The sequence below is a fragment of the Nocardia sp. NPDC046763 genome (genome assembly GCF_040645495.1).
Lineage (GTDB): Bacteria > Actinomycetota > Actinomycetes > Mycobacteriales > Mycobacteriaceae > Nocardia.
Genome location: NZ_JBEYYI010000001.1, coordinates 314,093 through 327,118, shown reverse-complemented (window position 1 = coordinate 327,118; position 13,026 = coordinate 314,093). Strand labels below are relative to the sequence as shown.

Sequence of the window (13,026 nt, the reverse complement as noted above, 5' to 3'; positions counted from 1 at the left end):
ATCACACCGACTGGGACCGATAGGTCGCCAGCACATTGAGCCGGTGCAGATTCCGGCACAGCATGAGCAGGCCCTGGGTAGCGAACTCCACCGGAACCGCGTAATCACCGAGCGCGGCAATCAGACTCGGTGCCAGAGTCTCCGCCCACGGATTCGAGACCTGCGCCTGTGTCTGCTCCAGGGCCAGTCCCGCGGCGACCGCCACGGCGACCTCGTCCCGCAGCTGCTCCAGATATCCGATCAGCCAGTCGACCGCCTCGCGAGCATCGCCCATCGGCCCGTGCCCCGGCACCACGATCGCCATGTCCGGCAGTGTTTCCCGCATCTTCCGCAGGGAGACGAGATAGGGCTCGGGTCCGCCCTGCAGCAGCATCGGCGCAATGCCCGCGTGGCAGACGTAGTTGCCGGTCCACGCCGTGCGGGTATCCGGGACATACACGACGGTGTCACCCGGACCGTTACCAGGACCGAACTGCCACAGCTGCACGACGCGCCCGCCCAGATCGATCTCGGCGAAATCGTCGAACACCACATCCGGTGTACGCCAACGGGTCACCGCATCGAATTCCGCCTCCGCGCCGTACATGTTCCCGGTCCGCTGCCGCTTCTCATTGTCCAGATCGGACATGTTCTCCTTGTTCAGCCGCGACGAGATCACCATCACCTCATCCGGGAACGCGGCATTGCCGAAAGTGTGATCACCGTGGTAGGTCGTATTCACCAGGTACCGCACCGGCCGATCGGTCAATATGGCCGCCTGCGCCTGAATCCGCTCCGAAATGGCCGGCGTGATTCCCGCATCCACCACGAGCGCCGCAGCGCTGCCCACGATGACCCCGTTGTTGTCCTTCGGCGGCAGCGTCGCCATCAGCGCGACAACCCCATCCGCGAACCACTGTGCCCGATGCTCGAGCCCCACCGGTGACAGGTTCGGTCCCTGATATCCCTCGGGCCGCTCGCCGAGCTCCCGGTCCGGTATCACCTGGTCGGTCATGTCATTGCCTTTCGTCGAGAACGCAGTACCCGCTCGACGTTAGGAAAGGACCACGTCGCCGGAATCCGTCGAACGACTGGCAGCCAGTCCGGATACTCGGTTGAGCAGCAGCCCGTCGGCCCAGAAATAGCGCCACGCTTAGCCGACGATGTCCCGTTTGCTCAGCCGACTGATCGACCGACGACGCCGGGGGTGGCTGCGCGGTCGATTTCGGCGGTTATGGTGTAGGGGGCTTCGAGGGTGGTGCAGTGGCCGAGGCCGGGTAATTCCAGGCAGTAGGGGGTGATGCCGTTGGCGCGCAGCAGGTTTGCGATGCGGCGCGAGGCGGTGGGTGGGGTCAGGCGGTCGGCGGTGTCGACGATGATGGTGGTTGGGATGGTGAGGTGGGGAAGGCCGGCGGTTACGTCGAGGTCGGTCAGGACGCTGGGGGCGCGGGTACGGAAAGGATTGGGGCAGGACGCGATCAGGGCTTCGATGAAGGCTGTTTCGGCGTGGCCTGCGCGGGTCGTCAGCACCGTGTATCTGAACAGCAGGCCGAGCACTGTCGGATTCGGGATGGGGAGTCTGCCTATTGCGAAGTTCAGGAGGCGATTGCGGAGTGGGCGATCGAGTCCGGGGGCGGGCAGGATCTTGGTGCTTGCGGCGAAGGCGTCGGCGATGGTGTCGATCAGTAGGACCGAGCGGGCCTGGCGTGCGACGTCGTGCGGATGTCTGGCGGCCCAGGACATGATGGCGATGCCGCCGAGGCTGTGCCCGGCGATGGTTGCCTGTTCACCGGCGGGGACCACGGCTCCGAGGACGTAGGACAGGTCGTCGCCGAGGGCGTCGACGCTGAAGGGGCGGTTGCCCTGGGTGCTGCGGCCGAAGCCGCGCTGGTCATAGACCGTGACGCGGTAGCGGTCGGCGAGTTGGTTGATCTGGGGGTTCCAGTATTCGATGCGGCAGGCGTAGCCGTGGATGAGCACGATCCGGGGTGCGGAGCGAGGGCCGTACTCACGCACGTGGATTCGTGCGCCGTCGGCGGTTTCGACGGTGCCGGCCTCGTAGGGGATCGCCGGGTTCCGGAGCAGGCCGGGGGCGGTCTCGCCGTGTGCGAAGACCTCGGTGTCACCGGGGGTCGGTGGGAACAGGGTCCGGAAGGCCCGGGCCACTGCGCCATCGATTCCGAATTGGGCTCCGAGCTGAGTCCAGAACATCGCAATACGCTCCTTTGCGTACCGTGGCGTCAGCGGCGGAGGGCCGCTAGTACATGGCGTCGATGCGGTCGGCGTATCCGGCCGCGATCGGCTTGCGCTTCAATTTGGTGGTGGGCGTGAGGTATTCGCCGCCCGGTTCCCAGACGTCGGCGAGCACGGTGAACTTCTTGATCTGTTCGACCCGTGACAGCGTGCGATTCGCAGCGTCCACGCCGGCCGCGACCGCCGCACGGACGGTGGGATTCTCGGCCAGGCAGGCAACTGGTCCAGAAATGCCCTGCTGGGCAGCAAATTCCGCGACGGCCTCGGGGTCGAGGGTGATGAGCGCGGTGTTGTAGCGCCGCCCGTCACCGATGGTCACCACCGGTCCGGCGAACGAGATGTTCGCAGTGAGAGCGTTCTCGATATTCGACGGCGACATGTTCTTGCCCGCGGCATTGATGATGAGTTCTTTCTTGCGGTCGACGATCCGCAGATATCCCGCATCGTCGAGTTCGCCGATGTCCCCGGTGTGCAGCCAACCGTCGGAATCGATGGCCTCGGCGGTCTTCTCGGGCGCCTTGCGATAGCCACGCATGATCATCGGACCGCGGGCCAGCACTTCTCCATCCGCGCCGAGCTCGATCTCCGCGCCGGGCACAGGAGTACCGACGGTGCCGATACGGAGGGCATCGGGCCGGTTGATGGTGAGAGCGCAGGTGCCCTCGGTCAGTCCCCAGGCTTCGCACACCGGAATGCCCAGTCCCACGGCGAATTCCAGCACCTCGACCGGAATGGGCGCGGCCGCGGAGACAGCTACGCGCAGTTTGTCGATGCCGAGCTGCGCGCGCACCTTCGCGAGAATCGGCTGGGCCGCGGCGTACTGCAACCTCTCGATCAGATCGGGCTGCCGGCCCTCGGTATTCGCCCGGGCGATGGCACGCCCGGCTCCCAGTGCCCAGGGCAACAGCACGCGCCGAGCCGGCGATTCGGCCGCGACCTTCGCCTCCAGTCCGGCCTTGACCTTCACCCAGATGCGGGGCACGCCGAGGAAGAGTGTGGGCCGTACCTCGGTGAGTGCCGCGATGACCTGCTTCGGGTCGGCCACGTCCGTGATCCGCACCCCGGTCTTCATCGAGAAGTAGTGCGAGACCCAGCGATTGGCCATGTGCGCGTCGGGCAGATAGGAGATGACGCCGTCGTCGGGAGTCATGCCGCCGATCTGCTCCATGAGCTCGTCGATAACCCGCGCACTCGCCATCTGGTTGGCATGGGTGATCTCCACGCCCTTGGGCATGCCGGTGGTGCCGGAGGTGTAGACGATGGTCAGCACATCCTCCGGCCGCACGGCACGCCAGCTCGCCTCGAAGTCGAAATCCGCTGCGAGAGCGGCCTCCACGTCGGCCAGAGCGAGCACACCCGGTGCGGCGTCCAGGCAGACGATATGTTCGACCTTGCCGCCCAGCTGCATCCCGGACCGCACCTGCGGCAGGAATTGCGATTCGCAGATGACGACCTTGGCGTCGGCATTGTCGAACTGGTAGCCGAGCACCTCCGGCGGATTGGTGTTGTACACCGAGAACGGCGTGGCCCCGGTGTGCAGCACCGCCGTGTCGCAGAGATGGAATTCGGGCCGGTTGGTCAGCATGAGCGCCACGGTGTCGCCGCGCCCGACACCCAGTCCGGCCAGCCCGGTGGCGATCGACCGGACCCGTTCGGCGTATTCCCGCCAGGTGATCACGACCTCGTCGCCGGGTGTGCGGATCGCGACCTTGTCCGGATGGGCCGCCGCGGTCTGCTGGAATGCGGCACACAGGGTTTCGGGTGCGTTGCCCTGGCGATTCATCGTCGAAGTCCTTTCGTATGGCAGCCGGCGGGCCGACCGGGGAAAGCGGGTAGGGGCCGGGCGCGGGCGCGCGGCCCGGCCCCACCGCTGCCGCACGCCTATTCGGCGCGCAGGCTTTCGGGCAGGCGGAACCGCGCGCCGTAGCGCTGCGCCAGTTCGTCGGCGCGGGCGGCGAACGCGGCGCGCCCGCCCGGGTAGCCCGCGATGAACTGCCGCACGCCGCCGGTCCAGGCCGGGAAGCCGATACCGAAGATGGAACCGATATTGGCGTCCGCGTCGGAGGCGAGAACGCCCTCGTCGAAGCACTTCTGGGTTTCGAGCACCTGGATGAACATCAGGCGGTCCTCGAGATCCGCGAACGGAACCCGCAGCGTCCGATCGGTCTTGTACTCGTCGCGCAGGGTGTCCCACAGGCCGGTCCGCTTGCCGTCGGCGTAGTCGTAGAATCCTGCGCCGCCGAGCTTTCCATTGCGCTCGAACCGGTCCATGAGCGCGACCACTACCTCGCGCGCGACCGGAATCGACTCGGCGAGCGCGGTGCCCTCCGCCTCGGCCGCGGCGATGGTCTCGTCCATGATCTTGCGAATGGTGCCGAAGGACAGCTCGTCGGCGACCTGCAGCGGCGCGACCGGGTATCCGGCCTGGGCGCCGGCCTGCTCGATGGTGGCCGGGTCGATGCCCTCGGTGAGCATGGCCACGGCCTCGAGCAGCCACAGGGAGAACACCCGGGTGGTGAAGAACCCGCGGCCGTCATGGACGACGATCGGATACTTCTTGATGGCGAGGGTGTAGTCGATGGCCCGGGCCAGGGTCTCGTCCGACGTCTTCGCGCCGCGGATGATCTCGATCGGCTGCATGGCCTCGACCGGCGAGAAGAAGTGGATGCCGATGAAGTCCTCGCCCTTCTTCACCCCCTGCGCCAGCCCGGTGATGGGTAGCGAGGAGGTGTTGGAGCCGAGCACCGCGCCGGGTTCGACCAGATCCTCGATCTCCTGGAAGACCTTGTTCTTGAGCTCAGGGTTCTCGAAAACAGCCTCGACGACGAAGTCCACACCCGCGAAATCCGCGGCGTCGGCGGTGGGGTGGATCAGGCCGAGCAGCGCCGTGGACTTCTCCTCGGTGGTGCGCCCCTTGGCCAAGGCCTTGGCCTCGAGGTTCTCCGAGTACGCCTTACCGCGTTGCGCCGCTTCGAGACTCACGTCCTTGAGCACCACCTCGATGCCCGCCTTGGCGGTGACATAGGCGATACCGGCGCCCATCATGCCCGCACCCAGGATGCCGACCTTCTTGATCGGTTTCTTCTCGATGCCCACCGGCCGCGCCGCCCCGCTCTCGACCTGCTGTATGTCGAAGAAGAAGGCCTGAATCATATTGCGCGCCACCGGACTCTTGACCAGTGACACGAAGTAGCGCGACTCGATCTTCTGCGCGGTATCGAAGTCGACGAGCGCGCCCTCGAGCGCGGCCGCCATGATGGCGCGCGGGGCGGGCATGTGGTCATTGCCCTCGAGCTGCTTGTGCAGATTCGCGGGGAAGGCGGGCAGCGTGGCCGCGAAGGCCGGCGTGGCCGGCGAGCCACCCGGAATCTTGAAGCCCTTCACATCCCACGGCTGCACCTTCCGGTCCGGGTTGGCCTTGATCCACGCCTTGGCGGCCGGCACCAATTCCTCGGCACTGCCGACGATTTCGTCGATCACCCCGACCTTCAGCGCCTTGGCCGGGTGCATTCGCTCGCCCGTCAGCAGCACCTGCATGAGCGCTTGCTGAATTCCGAGCAGCCGCACCGCGCGCCCGATACCGCCGCCGCCGGGCAGCACCCCGAGCAGCACCTCGGGCAGCCCGATCTGGTTGCCGCGCACATCCGCGGCGATCCGGTGGTGGGTCGCGAATGCGAGCTCGAGACCGCCGCCCAGCGCCGCACCGTTGATGGCGGCCACGACCGGCTTGCCGATGGTCTCCAGTCGCCGCAGCTGCGCGTTGAACGCCGCGGTGACCGCGAGGATCTCCGCCGGTGCGGCCGGAACCAGCTGTTCCAGCAGCACATTCAGGTCCATGCCCGCGAAGAAGGTCTTCTTGGCGGAGGTGATCACGATGCCGGTGATGGCGTCGCGCTCGTCGTCGATGCGGTCGAGCGCGGTGGCCAGCGACGCCTGGAAGGCCTCGGTGATGGTGTTGGCCTGCTGGTTCGGGTCGTCCATGGTCAGGGTCACGATGCCGTCCGCATCGCGGTCCCAGCGAATAGTATTGTCGGTCATGGCTTTCAGACCCTCTCGATAATGGCGGCGACGCCCATGCCGCCCGCGACGCAGAGCGTGATCAGGCCGTAGCGGCCGCCGGTGCGCTCCAGTTCGTCGAGCACGGTGCCGACGAGAATCGATCCGGTCGCGCCCAGCGGGTGCCCCATGGCGATGGCGCCGCCGTTGACGTTGTACTTCTCGTCCGGAATCCCGAAGTGCGCCTGCACTTTCAGCGCCACCGCCGCGAACGCCTCGTTCATCTCGAACACGTCGATCTGATCGACGGTCAGTCCCGCCAGCGTGAGCGCCTTGCCCACGGCCGGAATCGGGCCCTCGAACATGAGCACCGGATCGGAACCGCTGGTGGCATAGGAGACGATGCGGGCCCGCGGCACCAGCCCGCTGGCCTGCCCGGCCTCCGCACTGCCGATCAGAACCAGGGCCGCGCCGTCCACGATGCCGGAGCTGTTGCCGCCGGTGTGTACGTGATCCACCTTCTCGACGAAGGTGAACTTCTGCATGGCGACCGCGTCGAAGCCACCGAACTCGCCGATACCGGCGAAGGCGGGCTGAAGCTTGCCCAGGTCCGCGATCGAGGAGTTCCGCCGGAGGTGCTCGTCGTGATCGAGAATCGTCACGCCGTTCATATCCTTCACCGGTACCACGGATTTGGCGAAGTACCCGCCATCCCAGGCCGCCGTCGCACGCTCCTGCGAGCGCACCGCGTAGGCGTCGACAACCTCCCGGCTGTACCCCTCGATGGTGGCGAGCAGGTCGCACGCGACACCCTGGGGAATGAAGTAGTTGTCGTACGCGGTGGCCGCGTCGTAGGCCATGGCCCCGTGGTCACTGCCCATCTCGACCCGAGACATGGACTCCACGCCGCCCGCGATGACCAGCTCCTCGAACCCGCCCCGCACGCTCGACGCCGCCATGCCGACCGCCGACAGCCCGGACCCGCAGAACCGGTTGATCTGCACGCCACCCACGGTGTCGGGCAATCCGGCCACGTTCACCGCGGTCCGGGCGATGTCCATGCCCTGCTCCCCCACCGGCGTCACACAGCCCAGCACCACATCCGAGATGCGGTCCTCGTCCAGCTCCGGGAACCGCACCCGCAGCTCCTCGATCAGCCCGACCACCAGCGAGATCGGCTTGACCTCGTGCAGCGACCCGGTGCGCTTGCCCTTCCCGCGAGGGGTGCGGATGGCTTCGAAAATGTATGCGTCAGTGCTCATTTCAATGTTCTCATCGCTGTCGTCGGTGGAATGCGGGCCCTGCGTGCCTTCGGTCCGATATGACCGAACACGCCTCGTTCGATGGTCTGCTCGACCGTCGCCATCACTGTTCTCCCGCCAGGCGGCGGTGGTACTTCTCCCGCTGCGCCTGATCCGGCGCGGTGAAGACGTCACCCCAGCCGAGTGCGTCAACAGCCGCCAGGCGCAACCGACCCGGCAGCAGCCGGGTGGCCTTCAGCAGCACGCCCATGGTGGCCGGCACGGTGATGGTCCGGGCGTCCCGGATGACCGCGGCGACGATTCCGGCCGCGACATCCTGCGGTTCTCGCATGGCCAGCGCGCGCGACCAGGCAGGTGGGCGGGTGCCGGCAGCCAGCTCGGTATTGATGAATCCCGGCAGCACCATGGTGACGCCGATACCCGCGGGATGCAGTTCCCGGTGCAGCGCTTCGGTGAAGCCGATGACGAAATGCTTTGTGCCGCAGTATGTCGCCAGGCCGGGCTCGCCGGTGAGTCCGGCAATGGAGGCGATGTTGACGATGTGCCCGCGCCCGCGTTCGGCGAACCGTTGCCCCGCGAGCCGGGAGCCGTTGACGACGCCCCGGATATTGACGTCGATCTGCAGCTCGGTCATTGCGGGTTTCTCGGCGAGGAATTCGCCGGTCGGCATGATGCCCGCATTGTTGACCAGCACGTTGAGCGGGCCCAGTTGCCGCTCGGCCGAATCCAGGAAGCCCGTGAAGGAGGCGGTGTCGGCGACATTCAGCGGCAGGCCGATCACGGCCGCGCCCACCGCATGCGTCAGCTCGTCCGCGGTGACCTTCGCCCGCTCGGCGTCGAGGTCTCCGATGGCCACCTTGGCCCCGGCCCGGGCGAACGCCTCGGCGGTGGCCCTGCCGATACCGCGCGCCGCGCCGGTGATGGCGACGACGGATCCGGCCATATCGGCCTGCGTCATTGCGAGTGTTCCTTCCATGCGACCGGTCCGGCAGAGCCGAACACGCTCTACCGATCGTCCGTCGCACAGCGGCCGCCACACCATGACCGCATCGCGCGAAATCCATGACCGCGGCGAGCATGGGCCGCGAAAGTTATTCGCCGCCGGATCGATACGCACCGGGCGGGCTGCCGGTCCACCGGCGAAAAGCGCGGCGGAACGCGCTCGCCTCGGAGAAGCCCAGGCGTTGCGCCAGGTCCTCGACCGACTCCTCGCCGCGGACCAGGCTGGCGACGGCGGCGTCGCGCAGGATCTCCTCCTTGATCCGGCTCACGGAGGTGCCCTCTTCACGCAGCAGGCGGCGCAGGTGCGGAACGCTCACGGCGAGGCGGGCGGCGATGTCCTCGGAGGTGGGCCACTCACCCTTCAGGCCGCGTTCGAGCACCCGTCGTACCCGTTCGCCGGTGCTCGGCTCATCGTCGCGGGTGGAGTACCAGGTCATCGGCATAGCGCGCACGAACTCCCGCATTTCGCGTTCGGTGCGCACGACGGGCAGGGTGAGCAGCTCGCTGTCGAAGGTCATGGCGGTCTGCCGGGCCCCGAAAATCGGTGTGCGCCCAAAGATCACGTCGTAGAAGTCGGCATGCGGCGGGGCGGGATAGGGAAACTCGATCGACCGCAGCACGATCCGGCGGCCGATGAGCCAGCCGACGAAGCGGTGCAGCATCGCCATCATCGATTCGGAACCCAGGTGCTCGGGATCGTCGAGGCGGCTCAGATCGATCTCCACGCGCGTGCGTTCCACTCCGAACTCGGCGGTGATGTCCGGGGCGCCGGACATCACCGCGGTGCCCTCGCACGCGCGGGCGATCACATCGCGCAGATCCTCGGCGTGGACGAGCGAGATGCCCAGCAGATTCAGGGTCCCGCGCGGTACTGAAGGTCCGAGCCCGAACAGCTCGTCCCCGGTGAGCTTCCAGACCGCCCGGGTGAGCACGGACATCTGATCCACGGTCGCCCGGGCCTGCGGGTTGTCCATCATCGCCGGAGTCAGCCCCGACGCCAGCACCAATGGCATGGCGTCGAGCCCACGCCGCTCGGCTTCCCGCAGCAGTCGCAGCACGAAGTGGATGGGAACGGTGCGCGCCGACACGGACACGAACCTAGCAACCCGGTCCGGCCAGGGGGCGCGGCGCGGCCGGACCGGCGCGACCCCGTTCCCGGTCAGCCGACCAGTAACTTGAGGTGAAAGTCTCAAAAGTTCGTCACGGTTGGTTTGCTATCCGCTATCCTCACTTCCGAGGCACCGCTGGAATCCGAAAAATAGTGCAGGCCAACGGTATTGAAATCGGCATGCGGGTCGATGGACCGGCTGGTTGCCGCGTCGTCGGTGCTTCGTGTGGTAGCCGCCCGGACAGCAAGGAAACACCGTGCACGCACGTTCCCTCGTCACCGCACTCGGCGCGCTCGCCGTCACCACCGTGCTGGCCACCGGCACCGCGGACGCGACCGCCACGCTCACCGTCGACACCGCCCGAGAAACCAATGGCAATGCCGTGATCGGTGTTTCCTACCAGTGCAGCGCCGGCCTCGGCGCGGAGCTGTCGGTAACGGTCCGCGCGACGCCCTACCTGGGCACGGGAGTCAACGGCAGCTCCCTCGCCCCGGTCAACTGCATCGGCCAGCCCCAGCAGGCGATCGTCACGGTGAATCCCGTTCAGCTGTTCGGCGAGTCGGCCAAGTTCCAATCCGGATCCATCACCGATGTGACGGTCACCGTACTCGACCTGACCCTGAATTCGCCTGTCACGACCACGAAGCGACGCTTCGATCACCTCGGCTGACGAAGCCGGGTCAACGCCTGCGCCGCACCGCCAGGACGATGGCGGCGAGAAGCGACGGGCGCACCCGGGGCGCAGGAACCACTACCGTTTTCGCCCTACATCCCATCGTGGGAGTTGTTCGCGACAACTCGCCCTGCCAGATATTCGGCTGCGGTCGACTTGCGCGGACAGGGCGGGTCGCATCGGGTGTGGATCTTCAAAATGCCTTCAGCGCGTTGGCGATCCAAGGGGTACACGTACCCCTTCTCGCAGTCATCGTGAATCCAGTTCCGCTCCCCAGCACTCGACATGACCATTCCTCCCGTTCGCAACGGCTCAATAGAGGTAGCTCTATCCGAGAATAGCCAAAGATGAGGCGAATATAACCGGTTCTATATAGCTCAAGACCTCACCCTCCCGATTACAGCTACTCTTATCGGCAACGATCCATGGAAGCGACCGGAGAGTCTTCGAGCGACATGAGCGGATACCGTGAGTTGGCAGCCAGTCTGCGCGATGCGATCGTGCGGGGCGAATACCTCCCCGGCACAACACTTCCCAAGCAGGAAGAAATCGCCGAGCAGTACGACGTCAACATCAAGACCGTCCGCCAGGCAGTGGGCCTGCTCGAAACCGAGGGATTGGTGACTCCGATCAGGCGACGGGGGACCGTCGTCCGCGAGCGCCCGCCGATGCGACGACTGGGCATGGAGCGGTACTCGAAGCAGAAGTGGAAGTACGGCGAAACCGTCGCCTTCATCGCAGACCGTGAAGCGTCCGGGCGGCCGTGGCAACAAACCGACCAAACGCAGACCGTCGCACTTGTCGAAGCCGATCCGGAAGTGCTGGAAGCCTATGGGCTGGAACCAGGTTCGCTCGTCTACGAGCGCGCCCGCACGGTGCGGGATGACGGCCGACCGACCCACACTCTCACCAGCTACTACATCCCGCGGATTGTCGAAGGAACACCACTGGTCGACCCAGCACCAGGGCCCGCCGGACCCGGCGGCGGCTTCTCGATTCTCACTCTGCAGGGTTTCGAACCCGACCACATGTCCGAAACGATCTTCGCGCGTATGCCTACCCCACAGGAAAGGGAGAGTCTGGAGCTTCCCACCGGTGAGCCCGTGATGATCCTTACGCGCCGTACCTACACCGCGAGTGATGTTCTGATCGAGTTTGCGCGTGGGGTACACGCAGCATCCCGCTTCTCATGGACATACAACTTCAAGCTGCCCGAGTAGAGGAGCATCCGATGTCCACGACGACCTTGCCGGCGGTGTACCGCTCGGACGTCGAAATCCTCTGGGACTACAACCAGATGCACCACGAGGTGCGGCGGGTCGACGTCGGGATCGGGCTCGGCGGCCATGACATCGGGGTCGCGGCACATGCGGCAAACCTCTATCACGCAGGCGTTTTCCCGCTGATCGTATTCACGGGGGCGAATGCGCCTACCACCGTGGACCGCTTCCCTCGTGGCGAGGCAGTGCATTTCCGGGAGCGCGCGGTCGAGCTGGGCGTGCCAGCTTCAGCGATCCTGGTCGAGCCCTCGGCGACCAACACCGGGGAGAACATCGATTTCGTCAGAGCGCTGCTCAGCGAACGCCAGAGCCTGGGCTCGGTCGAATCGGTGATGTTGATTTCCCGTCCGTACCAGCAACGTCGAAGCTATGCCATCTGCCGGAAGCGCTGGCCCGAGGTGGATGCGATCTGCGGGTCTCTTCCGCTTGCACTCGATGACTACGTCGCCGAGATCGGTGACGTAGATCGGGTGATCACCATGCTGGTCGGCGATACACAGCGCATCTGGGTCTACCCCGCGAAGGGCTGGGCGATCGAGCAGGACGTACCGGATGAGGTTCGGGCGGCGTATTCACGCCTGGTCGGCGCTGGGTTCGTCCGCCGATTGCTGCCCGAGTAGCAGACCGATGCATTCATAGCCATGAGGCATGGGCGGCATCAGGATTGGAACAGGCGTCGACCTCGGGCGGGAACTTCACCGTCGTCTGAGGTCGTGCCCGTGTCCGGTGACGGACACGGGCGCGACCTGGTACCTCGCGAGCGGATTCTCAGGCGCGGCGACGGGCCGCGAACGCGGTGCCACCGAGTGCTCCTATGGCCAGGGCGATTCCGATGCCACCGAGCCAGCGCGCGGTGGTGTCGTGGTCGGTGGTGGCCGCCGCGGCCGACTTGTGGTCGGAGCCCTTCGGCGCGAGATCCAGTGTAGGGACCGGACGTTCGGGTTCGGTGCCGTCCGGGTTATCGGCCTGATCCCATTTCACGACCTCGCCGTCGGAATAGGTCTGGGTGGCCGGGAACGTGAGGTGGTCCTGGTCGGGCAGATCGTCTGCGAGGACCTGGAACTGCTGGAACTGGCCGGGTGCGATGCCCGCGCCGGGATCGGCGGTCCAGGTGACGGCAGTGACCTTGCCGGCGGCGTCCTTGGTGATGACCGACTTCCACCCCGGAATCGGCTGGGCGTCGACCGACAGCAGGGACGGGAACTGAACGGTCAGTGCGGTGGTCGGGCTATTGGTGCCGGACTCGTTGGGGACGCGGAAGGTGAGGACCGCGTCACCGGACTGGATGGCGTCGGGGGCGGACACGGTGACGTGCGCGGAGGCGACGCCCGCACTGGCGAGGAGGGCGGCGGCGCTGATCGCGGCCGTGATGGCGGTCCGGGCAGCGGAGGAGAGGGCCATGGCAGGAAATCCGTTCGGAGGTAGCCGAATTCACCGTGCCCAGGTGTCCCGGCGACGCGGGACACCCGGGA

The 13,026-nt window shown here is 66.5% G+C and carries 11 protein-coding genes; 3 read left to right on the top strand and 8 right to left on the bottom strand.

Annotation, left to right across the window (positions count from 1 at the left end; all coding sequences use genetic code 11):
• Position 1: 1 nt before the first annotated feature.
• From ABZ909_RS01550 to ABZ909_RS01520, 7 genes are all read right to left on the bottom strand, one after another.
• Entirely contained in the window at positions 2 to 994 is a 993-nt protein-coding gene (locus tag ABZ909_RS01550; protein WP_356995658.1) for an MBL fold metallo-hydrolase, read from the bottom strand.
• Between the two features lie 161 nt (positions 995 to 1,155).
• The gene (locus ABZ909_RS01545) at positions 1,156 to 2,190 is read right to left on the bottom strand and encodes an alpha/beta hydrolase (protein ID WP_356995657.1); all 1,035 of its coding nucleotides are present in this window, start codon (positions 2,188 to 2,190) and stop codon (positions 1,156 to 1,158) included.
• A 46-nt stretch (positions 2,191 to 2,236) separates the two neighbouring features.
• Positions 2,237 to 4,015, bottom strand: a complete 1,779-nt coding sequence (locus tag ABZ909_RS01540; RefSeq protein ID WP_356995656.1) for a long-chain fatty acid--CoA ligase — start codon at positions 4,013 to 4,015, stop codon at positions 2,237 to 2,239.
• Between the two features lie 98 nt (positions 4,016 to 4,113).
• Positions 4,114 to 6,270, bottom strand: coding sequence for a 3-hydroxyacyl-CoA dehydrogenase NAD-binding domain-containing protein (locus ABZ909_RS01535; RefSeq protein WP_356995655.1), 2,157 nt, complete (start codon positions 6,268 to 6,270; stop codon positions 4,114 to 4,116).
• Between the two features lie 5 nt (positions 6,271 to 6,275).
• Positions 6,276 to 7,490: an acetyl-CoA C-acetyltransferase gene (locus ABZ909_RS01530; RefSeq protein WP_356995654.1), complete on the bottom strand. Its 1,215-nt coding sequence runs from the start codon at positions 7,488 to 7,490 to the stop codon at positions 6,276 to 6,278.
• A gap of 103 nt (positions 7,491 to 7,593) precedes the next feature.
• Entirely contained in the window at positions 7,594 to 8,448 is an 855-nt protein-coding gene (locus ABZ909_RS01525; protein ID WP_356995653.1) for an SDR family oxidoreductase, read from the bottom strand.
• Between the two features lie 133 nt (positions 8,449 to 8,581).
• Positions 8,582 to 9,580 carry an AraC family transcriptional regulator gene (locus tag ABZ909_RS01520; RefSeq protein WP_356995652.1) on the bottom strand — a complete coding sequence of 333 codons (999 nt, stop codon included), beginning with the start codon at positions 9,578 to 9,580 and terminating at the stop codon, positions 8,582 to 8,584.
• 277 nt (positions 9,581 to 9,857) lie between these two features.
• Here ABZ909_RS01520 and ABZ909_RS01515 point away from each other — a divergent pair, with 277 nt between their 5' ends.
• The 3 genes from ABZ909_RS01515 to ABZ909_RS01505 all read left to right on the top strand — a co-directional run bounded on the left by ABZ909_RS01515 (position 9,858) and on the right by ABZ909_RS01505 (position 12,174).
• Positions 9,858 to 10,271 (top strand): hypothetical protein, encoded by a 414-nt coding sequence (locus ABZ909_RS01515; RefSeq protein ID WP_356995651.1) that lies wholly within the window; start codon positions 9,858 to 9,860, stop codon positions 10,269 to 10,271.
• A 428-nt stretch (positions 10,272 to 10,699) separates the two neighbouring features.
• Positions 10,700 to 11,494, top strand: a complete 795-nt coding sequence (locus ABZ909_RS01510) for a GntR family transcriptional regulator (RefSeq protein ID WP_356995650.1) — start codon at positions 10,700 to 10,702, stop codon at positions 11,492 to 11,494.
• A gap of 11 nt (positions 11,495 to 11,505) precedes the next feature.
• Positions 11,506 to 12,174 (top strand): YdcF family protein, encoded by a 669-nt coding sequence (locus ABZ909_RS01505; protein ID WP_356995649.1) that lies wholly within the window; start codon positions 11,506 to 11,508, stop codon positions 12,172 to 12,174.
• Positions 12,175 to 12,322: 148 nt separating this feature from the next.
• Here the strand turns inward: ABZ909_RS01505 and ABZ909_RS01500 are convergent, their stop codons facing one another.
• Positions 12,323 to 12,955, bottom strand: coding sequence for a YcnI family protein (locus ABZ909_RS01500; RefSeq protein ID WP_356995648.1), 633 nt, complete (start codon positions 12,953 to 12,955; stop codon positions 12,323 to 12,325).
• Positions 12,956 to 13,026 lie beyond the last annotated feature (71 nt).

Excerpts from the sequence above, each read along its gene's own strand:
- ABZ909_RS01550 (WP_356995658.1), bottom strand. The coding sequence starts at position 994 with ATGACCGACCAGGTGATACCGGACCGGGAGCTCGGCGAGCGGCCCGAG.
- ABZ909_RS01545 (WP_356995657.1), bottom strand. The coding sequence starts at position 2,190 with ATGTTCTGGACTCAGCTCGGAGCCCAATTCGGAATCGATGGCGCAGTG.
- ABZ909_RS01540 (WP_356995656.1), bottom strand. The coding sequence starts at position 4,015 with ATGAATCGCCAGGGCAACGCACCCGAAACCCTGTGTGCCGCATTCCAG.
- ABZ909_RS01535 (WP_356995655.1), bottom strand. The coding sequence starts at position 6,270 with ATGACCGACAATACTATTCGCTGGGACCGCGATGCGGACGGCATCGTG.
- ABZ909_RS01530 (WP_356995654.1), bottom strand. The coding sequence starts at position 7,490 with ATGAGCACTGACGCATACATTTTCGAAGCCATCCGCACCCCTCGCGGG.
- ABZ909_RS01525 (WP_356995653.1), bottom strand. The coding sequence starts at position 8,448 with ATGACGCAGGCCGATATGGCCGGATCCGTCGTCGCCATCACCGGCGCG.
- ABZ909_RS01510 (WP_356995650.1), top strand. The coding sequence starts at position 10,700 with ATGGAAGCGACCGGAGAGTCTTCGAGCGACATGAGCGGATACCGTGAG.
- ABZ909_RS01505 (WP_356995649.1), top strand. The coding sequence starts at position 11,506 with ATGTCCACGACGACCTTGCCGGCGGTGTACCGCTCGGACGTCGAAATC.
- ABZ909_RS01500 (WP_356995648.1), bottom strand. The coding sequence starts at position 12,955 with ATGGCCCTCTCCTCCGCTGCCCGGACCGCCATCACGGCCGCGATCAGC.